This window comes from Alcaligenes faecalis (assembly GCF_005311025.1).
Classification (GTDB): Bacteria; Pseudomonadota; Gammaproteobacteria; order Burkholderiales; family Burkholderiaceae_B; genus Alcaligenes; species Alcaligenes phenolicus.
Map to the genome: position 1 here is coordinate 2,656,856 of NZ_CP031747.1, position 14,981 is coordinate 2,671,836.

A 14,981-nucleotide genomic window follows, 5' to 3' on the forward strand; every position below is an offset into this window, starting at 1 on the left:
CTACGTGCGCCAGCCCTTGGCTGAACTCGGATCAACGTGCGCGCAGCCACTGCACGTAGCGGTCGCCGGCAAACTGCACCACAGTCACTAAAGCAATCAACACGGCAATCACGATCAACATCACCTGCGTGTCAAAACGCTGATAGCCATAGCGGATTGCCAAGTCACCCAGGCCACCGGCACCAACTGCACCCGCCATGGCAGACGAGCTGATCAAAGCCACGATAGTGATAGTGAAACCACCCACAATGCCGGGCAGTGCCTCGGGCAAGTAGACGTGGCGCACGATGTCCCACTTCTTGCAGCCCATGGCTTGAGCCGCTTCAATCAGACCAGAGTCCACCTCGCGCAGGCTGACCTCGGCAATACGGGCAAAGAAAGGCGTGGCGCTGATTGCCAAGGGCACAATGGCCGCCCACACCCCAATCGTGGTGCCTGCCAGCAAGCGCGTGAAGGGAATCAGCGCAACCAGCAAAACAATGAAGGGCGTGGCCCGGAAACCATTGACCACGCTACCCACCGCCCGGTTGATCTTGGGCGACTCCCAAAAGCCATGGGGGGCCGTCACAATCAAGAGCACCGCCAGCGGAATACCGGCCAGAAAGGCAATGCCCCCAGACACGCCCACCATCATCAACGTGTCCAGAAAAGCCTGCCAATAACGCTCAGCGGGGATACTCAGATTCCACAACATATCCAATGTCCTCAATGTGATGCGCGATGGCCGCCGGGCCTTGCGTCAAAGATGTCAAATCGGGCAGGCTCACATGCCCCTCAATGGCGACCAGCAAACGTCCATGTGCATGGCCCTGAATGCGGTCCACGCCACCATGAACCAGCTGCGGCTGGCCGGGCAGGCTGCGGGCAATGCGCAGCAAATCCGGCTCCCAGCCACCTTCGCCGCTATAGCTCAATTGCAGGATGCGGCTGTACGTGCCAGTTTTAGGAGGCTGCTGCACCAGACGTGCCTGCAAGTCCTCCGGCAGTGTGTGCTGCAAAGGTGCCAGCAGTGCCTTGGTGGCGTCATGCTGCGGTTTGCCAAACACGCGCCAGACCTCGCCCAGCTCGGCAATGCGGCCTTTTTCCAGCACCAGCACGCGGTCGGCAATTTCACGGATCACGCTCATCTCGTGCGTAATCAGCACGACGGTAATGCCCAGGCGGCGGTTAATGTCCTTGAGCAAACTCAGAATGGATTGCGTAGTCTCCGGGTCCAGCGCCGAAGTGGCTTCGTCACACAGCAAAATCTCCGGGCCGGTTGCCAAGGCGCGAGCAATGCCCACGCGCTGCTTTTGCCCACCCGACAAACGACTGGGATAGGTATCGGCCTTATCTTGCAAGCCGACCAGTTGCAGCAGTTCCTGAACACGCTGAGCAATGTCTTGTGCCGACACCCCGGCCACCTTCAAGGGCAAAGCCACGTTCTCGTACACCGTTTTGGCAGACAGCAAATTGAAGTGCTGAAAAATCATGCCAATGCGGCGACGCAGCTGCACCAGCTCCGACTCATTCAGACGGGCAATGTCCACGCCATCTACCAATACCTGGCCGCTGCTCGGACGCTCCAGCCGGTTGATGGTGCGCAGCAAGCTGGATTTACCCGCGCCGCTACGGCCAATAATGCCGAAGATGCTGCCTGGCGCGATGTCCAGATCAATGTCCTGCAAGGCAGGCACGGCGCCTGCCGAGGACTGATAGATTTTGGACAGATTGCGAAAAGCCACGCTGCCCGCCTTGACGACGTTGGGCTGCTGTTCCAGTTCCGCTTTGACAGACGCACTGGCCTTATGAACCTCGCGCTGTCCTGCGGCCTGTTCGGCGGTATCGCGCAACTCGTCCAAATTACGCCGTAATGCTGATGTGTATGCCATATCACTTGCTCGCTGTGCTGCTGCCTTGCCAGGGCAAGGTGTACAGATGGGGGTTGTGATCAAAGCGGTCTGCAATCGTGTTGCGTACCGCCTGCGACTGCTGGAACAGCTCCACGAACTGTTTCAGGGCAGGGTCGTTGACGCGGTCTTTACGCGTGACAAAACCCATTGCATAAAAGGTGTCGGCAATGCCGGAATAGACCAGGGCCTTGCCCGCATCCGCCTTGCGGCCAGCGCTGACGAAATAGCTGGGCCAGACGACAGCCAGGTCCACATCCGGCAGGGAATGGATCAGTTGCGGGCCTTCAATTTCCACCAACTTGAGCTGCTTGGGGTTGTCCACCACATCATTGACCGTGGCTCCGGTATCCAGACCATGACGCAAGGTAATCAGGCCCGCTTTTTGCAGCAGCAACAGGCCACGACCCTGATTGACCGGATCATTCGGCAAGGACACGGTTGCGCCCTTGGGAACCTGGTCCAGAGACTGATACTTGTTCGAGTACAGGCCAATGTTTTGCAGCAAGCCCAGACCAATCAATTCCAGGTCGTAGCCACGCTCTTTGATGGCATTGTTCAAAAAGGCTTCGTGCTGGAAGAAATTCACATCAATATCGCGGTTATTGACGGCCTCGTTGGGTAGCGTCCAATCCGTAAATTCCACCAGCTGAATATCCAGTCCCTGCTTCTTGCCTTCCGGGATCAGCGCTTGCACCGCATCCGAGGTTGCACCGGGAATGGAGCCCACTTTAATCACGGCAGCAGAGCTGCTGAACGGCAGGGCAGCGGCAAACAGAATGCCCAGCGCCAAACGCTGCACGCGAGAGGAGAAAATCGCCGTCATTATTTCGCCCCTCCTTGGGTATTCAGCCAGGCCAGGGTGTAGAGGCGTTCGTCGTTATTGAATGCCGCACGCGACACGTCACGTACAGACTGCGAGTTTTGATAGATGGAAATGAACTTTTGAATGACAGGATCGTTGGTGCGGTCCGCTTTCACCACGAACTGAATGGCAAACTGCGCATCTTCAATACCGGAGTAGGCCAGACCACTGGAAGGATCAAAGGCTTTGGCCGCTACGATGAAATGCGGATAGCCCTGGGCAATATCCACATCACCCGTAATACGCACCAGCTGCGGGCCTTCCACTTCCACAAAGCTGAGCTTTTTGGGGTTCTCGACAATGTCATCCAGACTGCCCAGATAACCGACCTCTGGCTTGAGCTTGATCAGCCCAACTTTTTGCAGCAAGAGCAGACCACGCCCCTGGTTCACGGGATCGTTGGCAATGCCTACCTTGCCGCCCTGAGGGACCTGATCCACCGCCTGATGCTTGAGCGAATACACACCCACATTGGCCAAAATACCCGTGCCCGCGCTGGCCAGCTTGTAGCCGTTTTTCTCGATGGCGTTCTTCAGGAAAGGCTGATGCTGGAAGTAATTGATATCAATATCGCCGTTATCCACCGCCACATTGGGCGTGGTCCAGTCGGTGAACTCGATCACCTCGACATTAATGCCTTGGGCCTTGGCATCCTGGGCCGCGGCATTGATGGAATCGGCATAGGCGCCCGGCACCACGCCAATGCGTAAGGAGTCGGCGGCGATGGCCGGAGAAACAGCCAGCACAAGGGCACTAGCTACGATGAGTTTGGACAGTTGCTGGAGCATGGTAAACAGTGCCTCACGGGGTGGGCCTGCGCTTGCAGGCAAATCTTGGAAGCTTCTATTACATCGACTCCATTCTCCTGACACCACAACAGAACAATCATTTACTTATGCTGGCTAACTGCTGGATGAAATTACCTCAAGTTATTGATATTTATATTATTTTTGAAAATAAACTAAATACTGACAACGATGGCATTTGTGATATTTCATGCGCGTTTCAAGTTAGCCGTGGAAGTGCAAGAACAGGGGTCACAAATGTTTTTTTGCCTGCCTCCGCGCAATTCTTCCAAACTTATATCAAGGAACTTAACTTATAATTAACTTATATTTCGTCTATGAACTCGATATTCTGGACACCCAAAGCCGCCAAACAACTGCGCAAGATCGACAGGCAACACCAAGGCGCTATCCGCGACGGTGTCGGCAACTTGGCTGACATGCCCAATTGCTCCGGATCGCAGAACATCAAAGCGCTGACGAATCACCAGTATGGCTATCGCCTGCGCATCGGAAACTATCGCGTCCTGTTTGATTGGGACGTAGAGATAAGAATTATCGACATCCAGGAAGTGAGAAAGCGCGATGAACGCACGTACTAATATTCAGATCATCAATGGCCCGGACGGCAATCCCGCTTTTGTCGTGATTCCCTACGAAGACTACATCGCCAGCCAGACCCAAGACGGCGGGCTGATCCCCCACGCCGTCGTCAGCAGCACGATCGACGGTGCAACACCGGTTCGGGCATGGCGTGAACACCTTGGGCTGACACAGGCAGAGCTGGCCGCTCGTCTGGGTATCAGCCAATCTGCCTATGCTCAGCAAGAGAGCAGCGAGCGGCTACGCAAAAGCAGCCTGGAGCGCATTGCCGCCGCGCTTGGGATTACACCTGAGCAACTCGACTTCTAAGCCAGGAACGGCGGTTTGCAAGCCCACCAGACCCGCAGGGCTACAAAAATCCAAAGACCAAAAAAAATCCGCCCGAAGGCGGATTTCTTTACAGCAAGCTGACCGCTTAGCCGCGAACCTTGACCAGGATTTCGTCCAGCCAGGCCAACATCAGGTCGATTTCGTCGGCCGTGATGTTCAGAGCTGGCATGAAACGCAGCAGGTTAGGACGTGGCGAGTTCAGCAACATGCCTTCTGGAGCACGGTCGCGAGCAGCAGCGACGATTTCCGGGCCGTCGTCCTGATCCAGGATCAGGGCACGCAACAGGCCTTCGCCACGCTCACCGTTCATGCCCCACTTGGCGCTGATGGCCAGCAGGCCTTCGGACAGCTGCTTGGCGCGGGCGTTGACCGACTCCAGGAAGCCAGGAGCAGCCAGTTCATCGAACACGGCCACGCCAGCAGCGGTCATCAGGGGGTTACCGTTGTAGGTACCGCCCTGGTCGCCTGGCTGGAAGCAGGACACTTCTTCGCGTGCGCACAGTGCCGACAAAGGCACGCCACCACCAATGCCTTTACCCAAGGTCATGATGTCAGGACGGATGCCCGAGTGTTCGTAGGCAAACATGGTGCCGGTACGGCCCATGCCGGTTTGCACTTCGTCCACGATCAGCAGCAATTTGTGCTCGTCAGCCAGAGCGCGCAGACCCTTCATGAATTCCACGGTCGCAGGAATAACACCGGCTTCGCCCTGTACGGGTTCGAGCATGATGCCCACGGTTTGATCGTCGATCAGCGCGCGCACGGATTCCAGATCGTTCAGCTTGGCTTTAGGAAAGCCGTCGACCTGAGGGGCGAACATGCGATCCCAGCCGGGTTTGCCGGACAGGGACATGGTGGCCAGGGTACGGCCATGGAAAGAGTGCTCAAAAGAAATGATCTTGTAAGCGTTGTTCTTGTTGATCTGACCCCATTTGCGCGCCAGCTTGATGGCGCCTTCGTTGGCTTCGCCACCACTGTTGGCAAAGAACACGCGATCAAAGCAGGAGTGTTCCACGATGCGTTTGGCCAGCTCGATAGAGGGCTCGTTGTAGAACGCAGGCGAGGGGTTGATCAATTTGGACGCTTGTTCGGTGATCGCCTTGATCACGTTGGCAGGGCTGTGGCCCAGCGCGTTCACGGCCCAGCCCTGGACGGTGTCCAGGTATCGCTTGCCGTTGTGATCTTGCAGCCAGGAACCTTCTCCTCGCACAAAGACCAACTCCGGACGCTGGGTAATTTCCATTAATGCACGTACACCGGCCCGATCGAATTCCATAACGGCAAACCTTGATGAAAATGAAAGAAGAAAAAATAAACCAGCCCGGCGGCTGGACAATTAATTCTAACGCAGCACACCCCCAGCAGGACGCTTATGCCTGGGACAATGGCCATCTGGCCGTGGATTGTCCCTTTTCTGGTACACATCCGCGCCCTGGCAGGCGCCAAAGCGTTTTAAGCCTGAAATCTTTGCACGGTATCGGGGTGGGAGTCGCCGGGACGCGTTTGTATAAAACCTGTCATCCAAGCAGCCTTCCAAGGATCTGCCTGCCTAAAACAAACCGTCCAGATCCAGTTGACGAGGCTGCTCCTGCGGCATTTCACTGATGGGCAGCAGAGCGCTGGCTTTCACACCCAGCAGGCGCAGGCGTCTATCCAGCACGGCGCGTTTCAAATTCTGGCGGGCGGCGGCCAAAATGGCATCCGCCGCCAGCACGGGAGCGGGCAGGGACAGGTCGCGCGTCACGGTTTTGAAGTCCTCGAATTTCAGCTTGATGCCTATGGTTTGGGCGCACATGGCGGATTTGCGTAAATCCTGCTCCAGCTTTTCACACAGGGACTCCAGCACGGCAGACAGGCGGGACCGATCCATGCGCACGTGCAGATCACGCTCGAAGGTGGTTTCACGACTGATGGATTTAGGCGTGCGGTCGGTGGATAAGGGGCGCTCGTCCTGGCCTTGGGCCACGGCCATCAGCCATTGCGCGTAGCGCAGGCCAAAATGTTCCTGCAATTTTTCTGCAGGTGTGGCGGCCAGTTCCCCGATCTTCTGTATGCCCATTTCCGTCAGTTTCACGACCGACTTGGGACCAATGCCATTGATCTTGCCCACGGCCAGCGGCCAGATGCGGGTAGGCACATCGTCCATGGTCAACACGCAGGCCCCATTGGGCTTGTTCAGTTCTGAGGCAATTTTGGAGAGCAGCTTGTTGGGCGTAATGCCTACCGAACAGGTCAGGCCGGTGGCCTGGTTCACGGCTTGTCGAATCTGCTCGGCCAGTTCGTGGCTGTCTTCGGTTTTATGGCTAAGGTCTACATAGATCTCGTCGATACCCCGATCCTCGATATGGTCCGAGACCGTGGCCACGGCCTGTTTAAACAAGCGCGAATAATGGCGGTAAGCTTGAAAATCGGCAGGCAGCAAGATGGCATCAGGGGCCAGTTGGGCCGCCTTCATTAAACCCATGGCCGAGAACACACCCAGCTGACGCGCTTCATAGGTCGAAGTCGTGGCCACCCCGCGCCCAACGTAATCGGCCAGACGGGCATGTTGCCAGCTGCCATCGGGCAATTGCCTGGGCGCATCAGCACTGCGCCCGCCAATCACCACGGGACTGCCGCGCAAATGCGGGTAGCGCAACAGCTCCACCGAGGCATAAAACGCATCCATATCCACATGAGCGATACGCCGCTCCAGAGGTTTTTCTTCTTGTGCCGCCACCTTGATCAGCCTGTTAACTGTATATATGTACACCATTATAGCGACAAGTCAGCGGTACACCGAGAGCCACTGAATAAGCGCCGGGATGATATAAATCACTAAACATCATTAAGCTGACAGCAGGCTGAAACTACGTATTGAATCGGCAGCAAGCGCCCGGTTACTATGCAGCCTCTCTATCAGCGACACCAAGCACCCCAACAGGAGGTTTTCATGAAAAAAACAGTATTGGCTGCTGCGCTGGCAGCTCTGGTCGCCCTGCCCTTGGTGGGCCACAGCAAAACGCTTACCTGGTCCAGCCAGGGCGACTTCATGACGCTGGACCCACACGCACAGAACGAAAACCTCACGATCACAGGCAGCATGTATGTCTATGAGGCGCTGGTGGACTACGACAAGGATTTCCAGATTGTGCCCAGCCTGGCCACGGCCTGGGAACAGCGTGAACCTACTGTCTGGCGCTTTACGCTGCGCGAAGGGGTGAAATTCCACGACGGCGCTCCCTTTACCGCCGATGACGTGGTGTTCTCCATTCAGCGCGCCATGGCCCCTACGTCCAACTTCAAGGCCTACGTGAACGGCATCGTCAAGGCTGAAAAAGTGGACGACAAGACGGTGGACATCATCACCGCCGCGCCCAACCCGGTTCTGCTGCGCCAATTGACCAGTGTGTTCATCATGAACAAGGCCTGGTCGGAAAAGAACAATGTGACCCAGCCCCAGGACTTCAACAAGAACGAAGAAACCTACTCGGCTCGCAACACCAACGGTACCGGCCCTTACAAGCTGAAGTCGCGTGAAGTGGACGTGCGCACCGTCTTTGTCGAAAACGAAGAATGGTGGAACAAGGGCAACAAGGTGGGTAACGTCACCGAAGTGATCTACGTACCTATCAAGCAGAACGCCACCCGTACCGCCGCCTTGCTGTCGGGCGAAGTGGACCTGGTTCTGGACCCGCCTGCGCAGGACTTGCAGCGTCTGCGCCAGCAAACCAAGATTGTGGAAGGCAACGAGTACCGCACCATCTACCTGGGTCTGGACCAAAAGAATCCGGAACTGAAGTACAGCAGCATCAAGGGCAAGAACCCCTTTGCTGACCAGCGTGTGCGTGAAGCCCTGTACGTGGCCATCGACATTGAAGCCATCAAGAAAGCCGTGATGCGCGGTTCTTCCGCCCCCACCGGCACCATGGTGGCCCCTCAGGTTCACGGCTACACCAAGGAACTGGCCCAGCGCCTGCCTTACAGCCAGGATCGTGCCAAGGAACTACTGAAAGAAGCCGGTTACGACAACTCCCTGACCTTCACCCTGGATTGCCCGAACGATCGCTACATCAACGATGAAGCCATCTGCCAGGCCATCGTGGGCATGTGGGCCAAGGTCGGCGTGAAAGCCAACCTGAACGCCATGCCACGCGCCACCTACTTCCCCAAGGTACAAAGCTTTGACTCCAGCGCCTACATGTTTGGCTGGGGCGTGCCGACCTTTGATGCGCTCTACACCCTGCAAAGCCTGATGCACAGCAAGGGAGAGGGCGCTGACGGCTCCTTTAACTTTGGAGGCTACGAAAACGCCGAAGTGGACGCCTTGATCGACCAGATCAAGACCGAAACCGACACCGCCAAGCGCGATGCGGCCATCCACAAGGTTCTGGAAATTCATGCCAAGGAAGTGGGCCACATTCCCCTGCATGACCAGATCATTCCTTGGGCCATGGCCAAGAAGGTCAACGTGGTACATCGTGCGGACAACCGCATGCTGGCCCAATGGACCACCATCGACTAAGTTGTTTTCATACCCCAGCCCCGCCTCCGTGCGGGGCTGGTTCCCATTACGCTGTAGTCATCCGTTTCTACACCAGCCCCCTTGCCGGGCCCTTTCTACACATTAAGGACGACACTGGTCGCGAGTGATCCTCGCGCTCTACCAGGAGACCGCCTATGCTGGTATTTATTATTCGCCGTCTGATCCAGGCTGTTCTGGTGATGCTGACGGTCAGCCTTCTGGCTTTTGTGCTGTTCCGCTACATTGGTGACCCGGTCACCATCATGCTGGGACAGGACGCCACCGAACAAGATCGCGTGGAACTGCGTGCCAGCCTGGGGCTGGACCAACCCGCTCCCGTGCAATTCGGACGCTTTGTATCCCAGGCCGTACAAGGCGAATTTGGCCTGTCCCTGCGGCAAGCCCAACCGGTTTCCACGCTACTGAAAGACCGCCTGCCTGCCACGGTAGAGCTGTCCGTGGTGGCCGCCATACTGGCCTTGCTGATAGGCCTGCCGCTAGGGGTGTACACCGCCTTGAAGCGCAATGGGTTCATGGCGCAGAGCATTCTGGCCTTTTCATTGCTGGGGATCTCTCTGCCCACCTTCCTGATCGGTATCTTGCTGATCCTGATCTTCTCCGTGCAATTGGGCTGGCTGCCCAGCTATGGCCGGGGCGAAGTCCTGAAGTTTGGCTGGTGGAGTACCGGCCTGCTTAGCTGGGACGGGATCAAGCATTTGATCCTGCCCGCCATCACGCTCTGTTTGTTCCAGCTCACGCTGATCCTGCGTCTGGTGCGCTCCGAGATGCTGGAAGTACTGCGCGCCGACTACATCAAATTTGCTCGTGCCCGTGGCCTGTCGCAACGCGCCATCCACTTTGGTCACGCCCTTAAAAACACCATGGTGCCGGTTATCACCATCACGGGGCTGCAACTGGGCGGCATCATCGCCTTTGCCATCGTGACGGAAACCGTTTTCCAATGGCCGGGCATGGGTCTGCTGTTTATCCAGGCCGTGCAATTTGCCGACATCCCCGTGATGGCGGCCTATCTCTGTCTGATTGCCCTGGTATTTGTTGTGATCAACCTGCTGGTAGACCTGCTGTACTTCCTGGTCGATCCACGTCTGCGCACCCAATTGTCGGGCGCCAAGGGGCACTAATATGTTCGCTAAATTGAAAACCGCCTGGGATAGCGATCTGGTCTGGTCCTGGCGCCACTCTCCCGTCGCCATTGCGGCCACCATCATGGCCTTGCTGCTGTTTATCGGCGCGCTGGGTGCCCGCTGGGTGGCTCCTTACGATCCCTTCGATCTGACCTCCATCGACCTGATGGATGCCTTGCTGGCCCCGGCCTGGTCGGAAAACGGGTCGCCCCAATACTGGTTGGGAACAGACAGCCAGGGGCGTGACCTGTATTCGGCCCTGTTGTACGGGACGCGCACCTCCTTGCTGATCGGTCTGGCCTCGGTAGCCTTGTCCATGGTGGTCGGTATCGTGCTGGGCCTGCTGGCCGGTTACTCCGGTGGCCGTGTGGATGCCTTCATCATGCGTGTGGCCGATGTGCAGCTGTCCTTCCCGGCCATCCTGATTGCCTTGCTGATCGACGGTGTAGCCCGTGCCGTGTTCCCCTTGAACATGCACGATGTGGTCGCCTTTCCGGTGCTGATCGGAGCGATTGCGTTGGCCGGTTGGCCGCAATATGCCCGTACCGTGCGCGGCTCCACGCTGGTGGAGAAAAACCGTGAGTACGTGCAGGCTGCCCGCGTCATTGGCGTGTCTTCGCCGCGCATCATGTTCAGTCATGTGCTGCCCAATGTGATGGGCCCCGTGCTGGTGCTGGCCACCGTGCATCTGGCCACCGCCATCATTACCGAAGCCACGCTGTCCTTTCTGGGCGTCGGCGTTCCGGCCACCTCGCCTTCTTTGGGCACCCTGATCCGGATCGGTAACGACTTCCTGTTCTCGGGCGAATGGTGGATCACGATTTTCCCTGGCCTGATGCTGGTGCTGCTGGTGCTGTCGGTCAACCTCCTGGGCGACTGGTTGCGTGACGCCCTGAACCCCAAATTGAGCTAAGCCATGACTGCACTCTTAACTGTCCAAGACCTGTGTGTCGAATTCCCGACCCGGCGTGGTGTGCTCCAAGCCCTGGATCATGTGTCCTTTTCCATCGCCCCCGGCGAAGTGCTGGGAGTGGTGGGGGAGTCCGGTGCCGGTAAATCCCTGACGGGTTCCTCCATTATTGGTTTGCTCGATGCCCCCGGTCGCATCAGCGGCGGCCAGATCCTGCTGGAAGGCGAGCGCATCGACAATCTGAACCAGGACCAGATGCGCAAGATTCGTGGCCGCAAGATTGGCGCGATTTTCCAGGACCCGCTGACCTCGCTGAACCCGCTCTATACCGTGGGTCATCAACTGGCTGAAACCATCGTCACGCACCTGCCTCTGTCCTGGAAACAGGCACAGGAACGCGCCATCGAATTGCTGGGAGCTACCGGCATTCCGGCAGCGCGCGAGCGTATCGACCACTATCCGCACCAGTTCTCCGGCGGCATGCGCCAACGGGTGGTGATTGCGCTGGCCCTGGCGGCCGAGCCCAAGCTGATCGTGGCGGACGAACCCACCACGGCACTGGACGTGTCCATTCAGGCGCAGATTATCGACCTGCTGAAAAAACTCTGTCGCTCGCAAGGCACCTCGGTCATGCTGATTACCCACGATATGGGGGTGATTGCGGAAACCGCCGACCGTGTGGCCGTGATGTACGCCGGTCGCATTATCGAGATCGGCCCTGTACAGGATGTGATCCAGAAACCCAGCCACCCTTATACCCGTGGCTTGATGCGTTCCATTCCCAATCTGCACGCGGGGCTGGAGCGTCTGGAGCAAATCCCCGGCAGCATGCCACGCTTGAACGCCATCCCGCCCGGCTGCGCCTTCAATCCGCGTTGTGATCGTCGCTTTGATCGCTGCCTGGTCGAACGCCCCGAGCTGATGCCTGTTCCCCCACAAACACAGGCGGCCTGTTGGCTGCATGCACAGGAGTCCGCATGAGCGCCCCTAAACAAGCCCTGGTCCAGGTCAAGGACGCTGCCTGCTGGTTTGATGTGTCCCCGCCCTTGCTGGAGCGCCTGGTCTACCGCAAACCCAAAGTAAACCTGCGCGCGGTCGATGGCGTCAGCTTCACCTTGAACAAGGGTGAAACCCTGGCCCTGGTAGGCGAATCCGGCTGCGGGAAATCCACCGTGGCCCGTTTGCTGACGGGCCTGTATTCGCTGACACGCGGCGAGATTCTGTTTGATGGCCAGTCCCTGAAAACCATGGACAAAGCCAGCCAGAAGGCCATGCGCAAACGCCGTCAGATGATTTTTCAGGACCCCTATGCCAGCCTGAATCCTCGCTGGCGCGTGGGCCGCATCATTGCCGAACCACTGGTCACCCACACGGACATGAGCCGCGCCCAGCAAGAGGCCAAAGTAGCCGAGCTGCTGACGCAAGTGGGCCTGAACCCCAGCGACGCCCAGCGTTACCCGCACCAGTTCTCCGGTGGCCAGCGCCAGCGTATTTCCATTGCCCGTGCTCTGGCTCTGCAACCCGAATTCATCGTCTGTGACGAGCCGACCTCGGCGCTGGACGTGTCGGTGCAGGCACAGGTCCTGAACCTGATGAAGGATTTGCAGCGCGAACTGGGACTGACCTATCTGTTCATCTCGCACAATCTGGCCGTGGTGCATCACGTGGCCGACCGGGTTGGCGTCATGTATTTGGGCCGGATTGTGGAAATTGCGCCACGCGACGATTTGTTCGCGCAGCCTCGCCACCCCTACACGCGCATGTTGCTGGGAGCCATTCCCGACATGAGCGGAGCGGGCAAAAGCCGCATCCCGGTCGCTGGTGAAGTGCCTAATCCACTGAACCCGCCATCCGGCTGTACCTTCCATCCACGCTGCCCGCTGGCCAATGATCGCTGCCGCCGCGAAGCCCCGGCTTTGCTGCAAACCGGGCCGCAAGAAGTGGCTTGTCATGCTGTAGAAGAAGGGCGCGATCAGGCCTGATCGCTTGCGATGCCAACAGTAAAACCGCCCACGGCAACTTGCCGAATGGGCGGTTTTTTCTGATAATTGAGAATTATTCTCAGTTCTCATTGCCCGATCCTCTACCATTTTTCTGGTCGAGCAGGCACCACTGGAACGCATCATGCACAATGCCGCCTTCTCACCCGACACGGAATCGCTCTACCGGAATTACCACGGCTGGTTGCATAGCTGGCTACGACGCAGGCTAGGTAATTCCTTTGATGCGGCCGATCTGGCCCAAGACGTTTTTGTCCGACTGCTGCAAAAACCCCGTCAATTCGGCAGCGAACCCGAAGCCCGTGTGTATTTGCGGCTCATGGCCAATGGCATGTGCGTGGACTTATGGCGACGCCGTCAGATTGAACAAGCCTGGCTGGAAGAGCTGGCCAACCGCCCGGCCGCCCTGGTTCCTTCTGCCGAACACCAGGCCCTGGTGCTGGAAGCCCTGCAAGAGATAGACAGCATGTTGCGCACCCTGCCCGCCAAAGTGGGCAATGCCTTTTTCATGGCCATGGCCGACGGCATGAGCAACCGGGAAATTGCAGAGGCGCTGGGCGTGTCCACACGCATGGTGCACCGATATCTTAGCCAGGCCATGCTGTGCTGCCTGAAACTGGAAGCCCGCCATACCGCCGCTGACATGCCCGTGCATCAGGCGTCCAGCCTGCCCGAGCCACGCTGATTACCCGCCCCCATGAGCACCTCCGAACTGCATCCCGACGATACGCTGGAGCCCTCATTTGACGCGCTGGAACAGGCCGCCGAATGGTTTGCCCTGTTGCGCTCGGATGAGGCCTCGGCCCAGGATCGACAAAGCTGGCAACGCTGGCTGGTCGCTCAGGCCGAGCATCGCAAGGCCTGGCAGTATGTAGAGCGCATCAGTGGCCGCTTTGAACCGATACAAAGCAGCGACAGCCGCCAGGCTGCCGTCCAAAGCTATTGCCTGGCCAACCGACGAATGGGACGCCGCCGCCAATTGCTGCTGGGCCTGGGCACACTGGCAGGCAGCAGTTTGGGCAGTTGGCTGGCTTGGCAGCATACGTCCTTGCCCGGCACCGTAATGGCCTGGTCAGCCGAGCATCGCACCGCCCGTGGTGAAGTCCACCAACTGACTTTGCCCGATGGCTCTACCGTTTGGCTCAGCTCCGACACTGCAATGAACCACGACTACCGAGGCAATCAACGGCTGCTCTCCCTGGTTCAGGGTGAAATTCTGATCGATACAGCGGCCGATCCTGCACGGCCCTTTCTGGTCGAAACCCGTCAAGGTTTGCTGCGTGCCTTGGGGACACGCTTTACGGTGCGACTGGACGGTCAGGAAACTTTTCTGGCGGTGTATCAAGGCGCGGTACAGGTGGACACGGCAAACAAGCGCCAGCAGCACATTATCCATGCCGGTCAGCAGACACAGCTTTCGCGTACCGAGATTGCGGCTACCACTGCTGTCCTGCCCGAGCGGCAAAGCTGGACCAAAGGCATCCTCGTCACCGACAACACGCCCTTGATCGAGGTCGTGCGCGAATTGCAACGCTATCGCGGCGGCCACCTTAGCGTTTCACCCGAGGCGGCCCAGCTGCCTGTGATTGGCAGCTATCCCTCCACCGACCCGGACCGGGCCTTGAGAATGCTGGAAGGGGTGCTGCCGATTCGCATCAAACGAACCCTGCCCTGGTGGGTCAGCATTGAACTGGCCGAGCACTGACCTTGATTCAGACATACATTCACGGGCATCAGCCGCCGTGCATGACAAGCCGGTTTACGGGCCTATTCAAGCGGCCCAATGCTTCAAACCGGCTATTTCCACTTTTCCGAGTTCCGCTTTTCCTTGGCGTGTTCGATATACCTGATGAGGGCATCGTTTTACCCGTCTCCTGGCGCAAAACCAGAATCTGACCAGGACACACGCAAACCGGCTCGCTCTCGCCGACTACACCGCTTCCAAGGAGC

The 14,981-nt window shown here is 58.1% G+C and carries 16 protein-coding genes; 10 read left to right on the forward strand and 6 right to left on the reverse strand.

The window, feature by feature from the left end; genetic code table 11:
• Positions 1–31: 31 nt before the first annotated feature.
• From D0C27_RS12270 to D0C27_RS12285, 4 genes are read right to left on the reverse strand one after another with little or no spacing between them, the layout of a single operon-like run.
• The gene (locus tag D0C27_RS12270) at positions 32–694 is read right to left on the reverse strand and encodes a methionine ABC transporter permease (RefSeq protein ID WP_009461203.1); all 663 of its coding nucleotides are present in this window, start codon (positions 692–694) and stop codon (positions 32–34) included.
• Positions 666–1,871: a methionine ABC transporter ATP-binding protein gene (locus tag D0C27_RS12275; protein WP_137431083.1), complete on the reverse strand. Its 1,206-nt coding sequence runs from the start codon at positions 1,869–1,871 to the stop codon at positions 666–668. The genes D0C27_RS12270 and D0C27_RS12275 overlap by 29 nt, the downstream gene beginning before the upstream one ends.
• Before the next feature lies 1 nt (position 1,872).
• Entirely contained in the window at positions 1,873–2,715 is an 843-nt protein-coding gene (locus D0C27_RS12280; protein WP_137431084.1) for a MetQ/NlpA family ABC transporter substrate-binding protein, read from the reverse strand.
• The gene (locus tag D0C27_RS12285) at positions 2,715–3,542 is read right to left on the reverse strand and encodes a MetQ/NlpA family ABC transporter substrate-binding protein (RefSeq protein WP_137431085.1); all 828 of its coding nucleotides are present in this window, start codon (positions 3,540–3,542) and stop codon (positions 2,715–2,717) included. Before D0C27_RS12285 ends, D0C27_RS12280 begins: the two co-directional genes overlap by 1 nt.
• 8 nt (positions 3,543–3,550) lie before the next feature.
• Here D0C27_RS12285 and D0C27_RS12290 point away from each other — a divergent pair, with 8 nt between their 5' ends.
• From D0C27_RS12290 to D0C27_RS12300, 3 genes are read left to right on the forward strand one after another with little or no spacing between them, the layout of a single operon-like run.
• Positions 3,551–3,859 carry a hypothetical protein gene (locus D0C27_RS12290; protein ID WP_137431086.1) on the forward strand — a complete coding sequence of 103 codons (309 nt, stop codon included), beginning with the start codon at positions 3,551–3,553 and terminating at the stop codon, positions 3,857–3,859.
• An 18-nt stretch (positions 3,860–3,877) separates the two neighbouring features.
• Positions 3,878–4,141 carry a type II toxin-antitoxin system RelE family toxin gene (locus D0C27_RS12295; protein WP_035269329.1) on the forward strand — a complete coding sequence of 88 codons (264 nt, stop codon included), beginning with the start codon at positions 3,878–3,880 and terminating at the stop codon, positions 4,139–4,141.
• On the forward strand, positions 4,125–4,451 hold the full coding sequence (locus tag D0C27_RS12300) for a helix-turn-helix domain-containing protein (protein WP_042484873.1): 327 nt from the start codon (positions 4,125–4,127) through the stop codon (positions 4,449–4,451). The genes D0C27_RS12295 and D0C27_RS12300 overlap by 17 nt, the downstream gene beginning before the upstream one ends.
• Positions 4,452–4,557: 106 nt before the next feature.
• Here the strand turns inward: D0C27_RS12300 and D0C27_RS12305 are convergent, their stop codons facing one another.
• Both D0C27_RS12305 and dinB read right to left on the reverse strand, forming a co-directional pair.
• Positions 4,558–5,748: an acetylornithine transaminase gene (locus D0C27_RS12305; RefSeq protein WP_009461207.1), complete on the reverse strand. Its 1,191-nt coding sequence runs from the start codon at positions 5,746–5,748 to the stop codon at positions 4,558–4,560.
• A 273-nt stretch (positions 5,749–6,021) separates the two neighbouring features.
• Complete coding sequence (dinB, locus tag D0C27_RS12310) at positions 6,022–7,191, reverse strand: DNA polymerase IV (protein WP_276607168.1); 1,170 nt, start codon at positions 7,189–7,191, stop codon at positions 6,022–6,024.
• A gap of 213 nt (positions 7,192–7,404) precedes the next feature.
• Between dinB and D0C27_RS12315 the strand changes: the two genes are divergently transcribed.
• From D0C27_RS12315 to D0C27_RS12345, 7 genes are all read left to right on the forward strand, one after another.
• A complete protein-coding gene (locus tag D0C27_RS12315) occupies positions 7,405–8,976 on the forward strand; it encodes an ABC transporter substrate-binding protein (protein ID WP_009461209.1) in 1,572 nt (523 codons plus the stop codon).
• 155 nt (positions 8,977–9,131) lie between these two features.
• On the forward strand, positions 9,132–10,118 hold the full coding sequence (locus D0C27_RS12320; protein ID WP_009461210.1) for an ABC transporter permease: 987 nt from the start codon (positions 9,132–9,134) through the stop codon (positions 10,116–10,118).
• A 1-nt stretch (position 10,119) separates the two neighbouring features.
• Complete coding sequence (locus D0C27_RS12325; protein WP_009461211.1) at positions 10,120–11,034, forward strand: ABC transporter permease; 915 nt, start codon at positions 10,120–10,122, stop codon at positions 11,032–11,034.
• 3 nt (positions 11,035–11,037) lie between these two features.
• A complete protein-coding gene (locus D0C27_RS12330) occupies positions 11,038–12,012 on the forward strand; it encodes an ABC transporter ATP-binding protein (RefSeq protein WP_137431088.1) in 975 nt (324 codons plus the stop codon).
• Entirely contained in the window at positions 12,009–13,013 is a 1,005-nt protein-coding gene (locus D0C27_RS12335) for an ABC transporter ATP-binding protein (protein WP_137431089.1), read from the forward strand. The genes D0C27_RS12330 and D0C27_RS12335 overlap by 4 nt, the downstream gene beginning before the upstream one ends.
• 142 nt (positions 13,014–13,155) lie before the next feature.
• Entirely contained in the window at positions 13,156–13,716 is a 561-nt protein-coding gene (locus tag D0C27_RS12340; RefSeq protein WP_035269335.1) for a sigma-70 family RNA polymerase sigma factor, read from the forward strand.
• A 12-nt stretch (positions 13,717–13,728) separates the two neighbouring features.
• The gene (locus D0C27_RS12345; protein ID WP_137431090.1) at positions 13,729–14,736 is read left to right on the forward strand and encodes a FecR domain-containing protein; all 1,008 of its coding nucleotides are present in this window, start codon (positions 13,729–13,731) and stop codon (positions 14,734–14,736) included.
• The last annotated feature ends 245 nt before the right edge of the window (positions 14,737–14,981 follow it).

Bases quoted from the DNA above. Each gene is read 5' to 3' on its own strand.
- D0C27_RS12270 (WP_009461203.1), bottom strand. From the start codon at position 694: ATGTTGTGGAATCTGAGTATCCCCGCTGAGCGTTATTGGCAGGCTTTT.
- D0C27_RS12275 (WP_137431083.1), bottom strand. From the start codon at position 1,871: ATGGCATACACATCAGCATTACGGCGTAATTTGGACGAGTTGCGCGAT.
- D0C27_RS12280 (WP_137431084.1), bottom strand. From the start codon at position 2,715: ATGACGGCGATTTTCTCCTCTCGCGTGCAGCGTTTGGCGCTGGGCATT.
- D0C27_RS12285 (WP_137431085.1), bottom strand. From the start codon at position 3,542: ATGCTCCAGCAACTGTCCAAACTCATCGTAGCTAGTGCCCTTGTGCTG.
- D0C27_RS12295 (WP_035269329.1), top strand. From the start codon at position 3,878: ATGAACTCGATATTCTGGACACCCAAAGCCGCCAAACAACTGCGCAAG.
- D0C27_RS12300 (WP_042484873.1), top strand. From the start codon at position 4,125: ATGAACGCACGTACTAATATTCAGATCATCAATGGCCCGGACGGCAAT.
- D0C27_RS12305 (WP_009461207.1), bottom strand. From the start codon at position 5,748: ATGGAATTCGATCGGGCCGGTGTACGTGCATTAATGGAAATTACCCAG.
- D0C27_RS12315 (WP_009461209.1), top strand. From the start codon at position 7,405: ATGAAAAAAACAGTATTGGCTGCTGCGCTGGCAGCTCTGGTCGCCCTG.
- D0C27_RS12320 (WP_009461210.1), top strand. From the start codon at position 9,132: ATGCTGGTATTTATTATTCGCCGTCTGATCCAGGCTGTTCTGGTGATG.
- D0C27_RS12325 (WP_009461211.1), top strand. From the start codon at position 10,120: ATGTTCGCTAAATTGAAAACCGCCTGGGATAGCGATCTGGTCTGGTCC.
- D0C27_RS12330 (WP_137431088.1), top strand. From the start codon at position 11,038: ATGACTGCACTCTTAACTGTCCAAGACCTGTGTGTCGAATTCCCGACC.
- D0C27_RS12335 (WP_137431089.1), top strand. From the start codon at position 12,009: ATGAGCGCCCCTAAACAAGCCCTGGTCCAGGTCAAGGACGCTGCCTGC.
- D0C27_RS12340 (WP_035269335.1), top strand. From the start codon at position 13,156: ATGCACAATGCCGCCTTCTCACCCGACACGGAATCGCTCTACCGGAAT.
- D0C27_RS12345 (WP_137431090.1), top strand. From the start codon at position 13,729: ATGAGCACCTCCGAACTGCATCCCGACGATACGCTGGAGCCCTCATTT.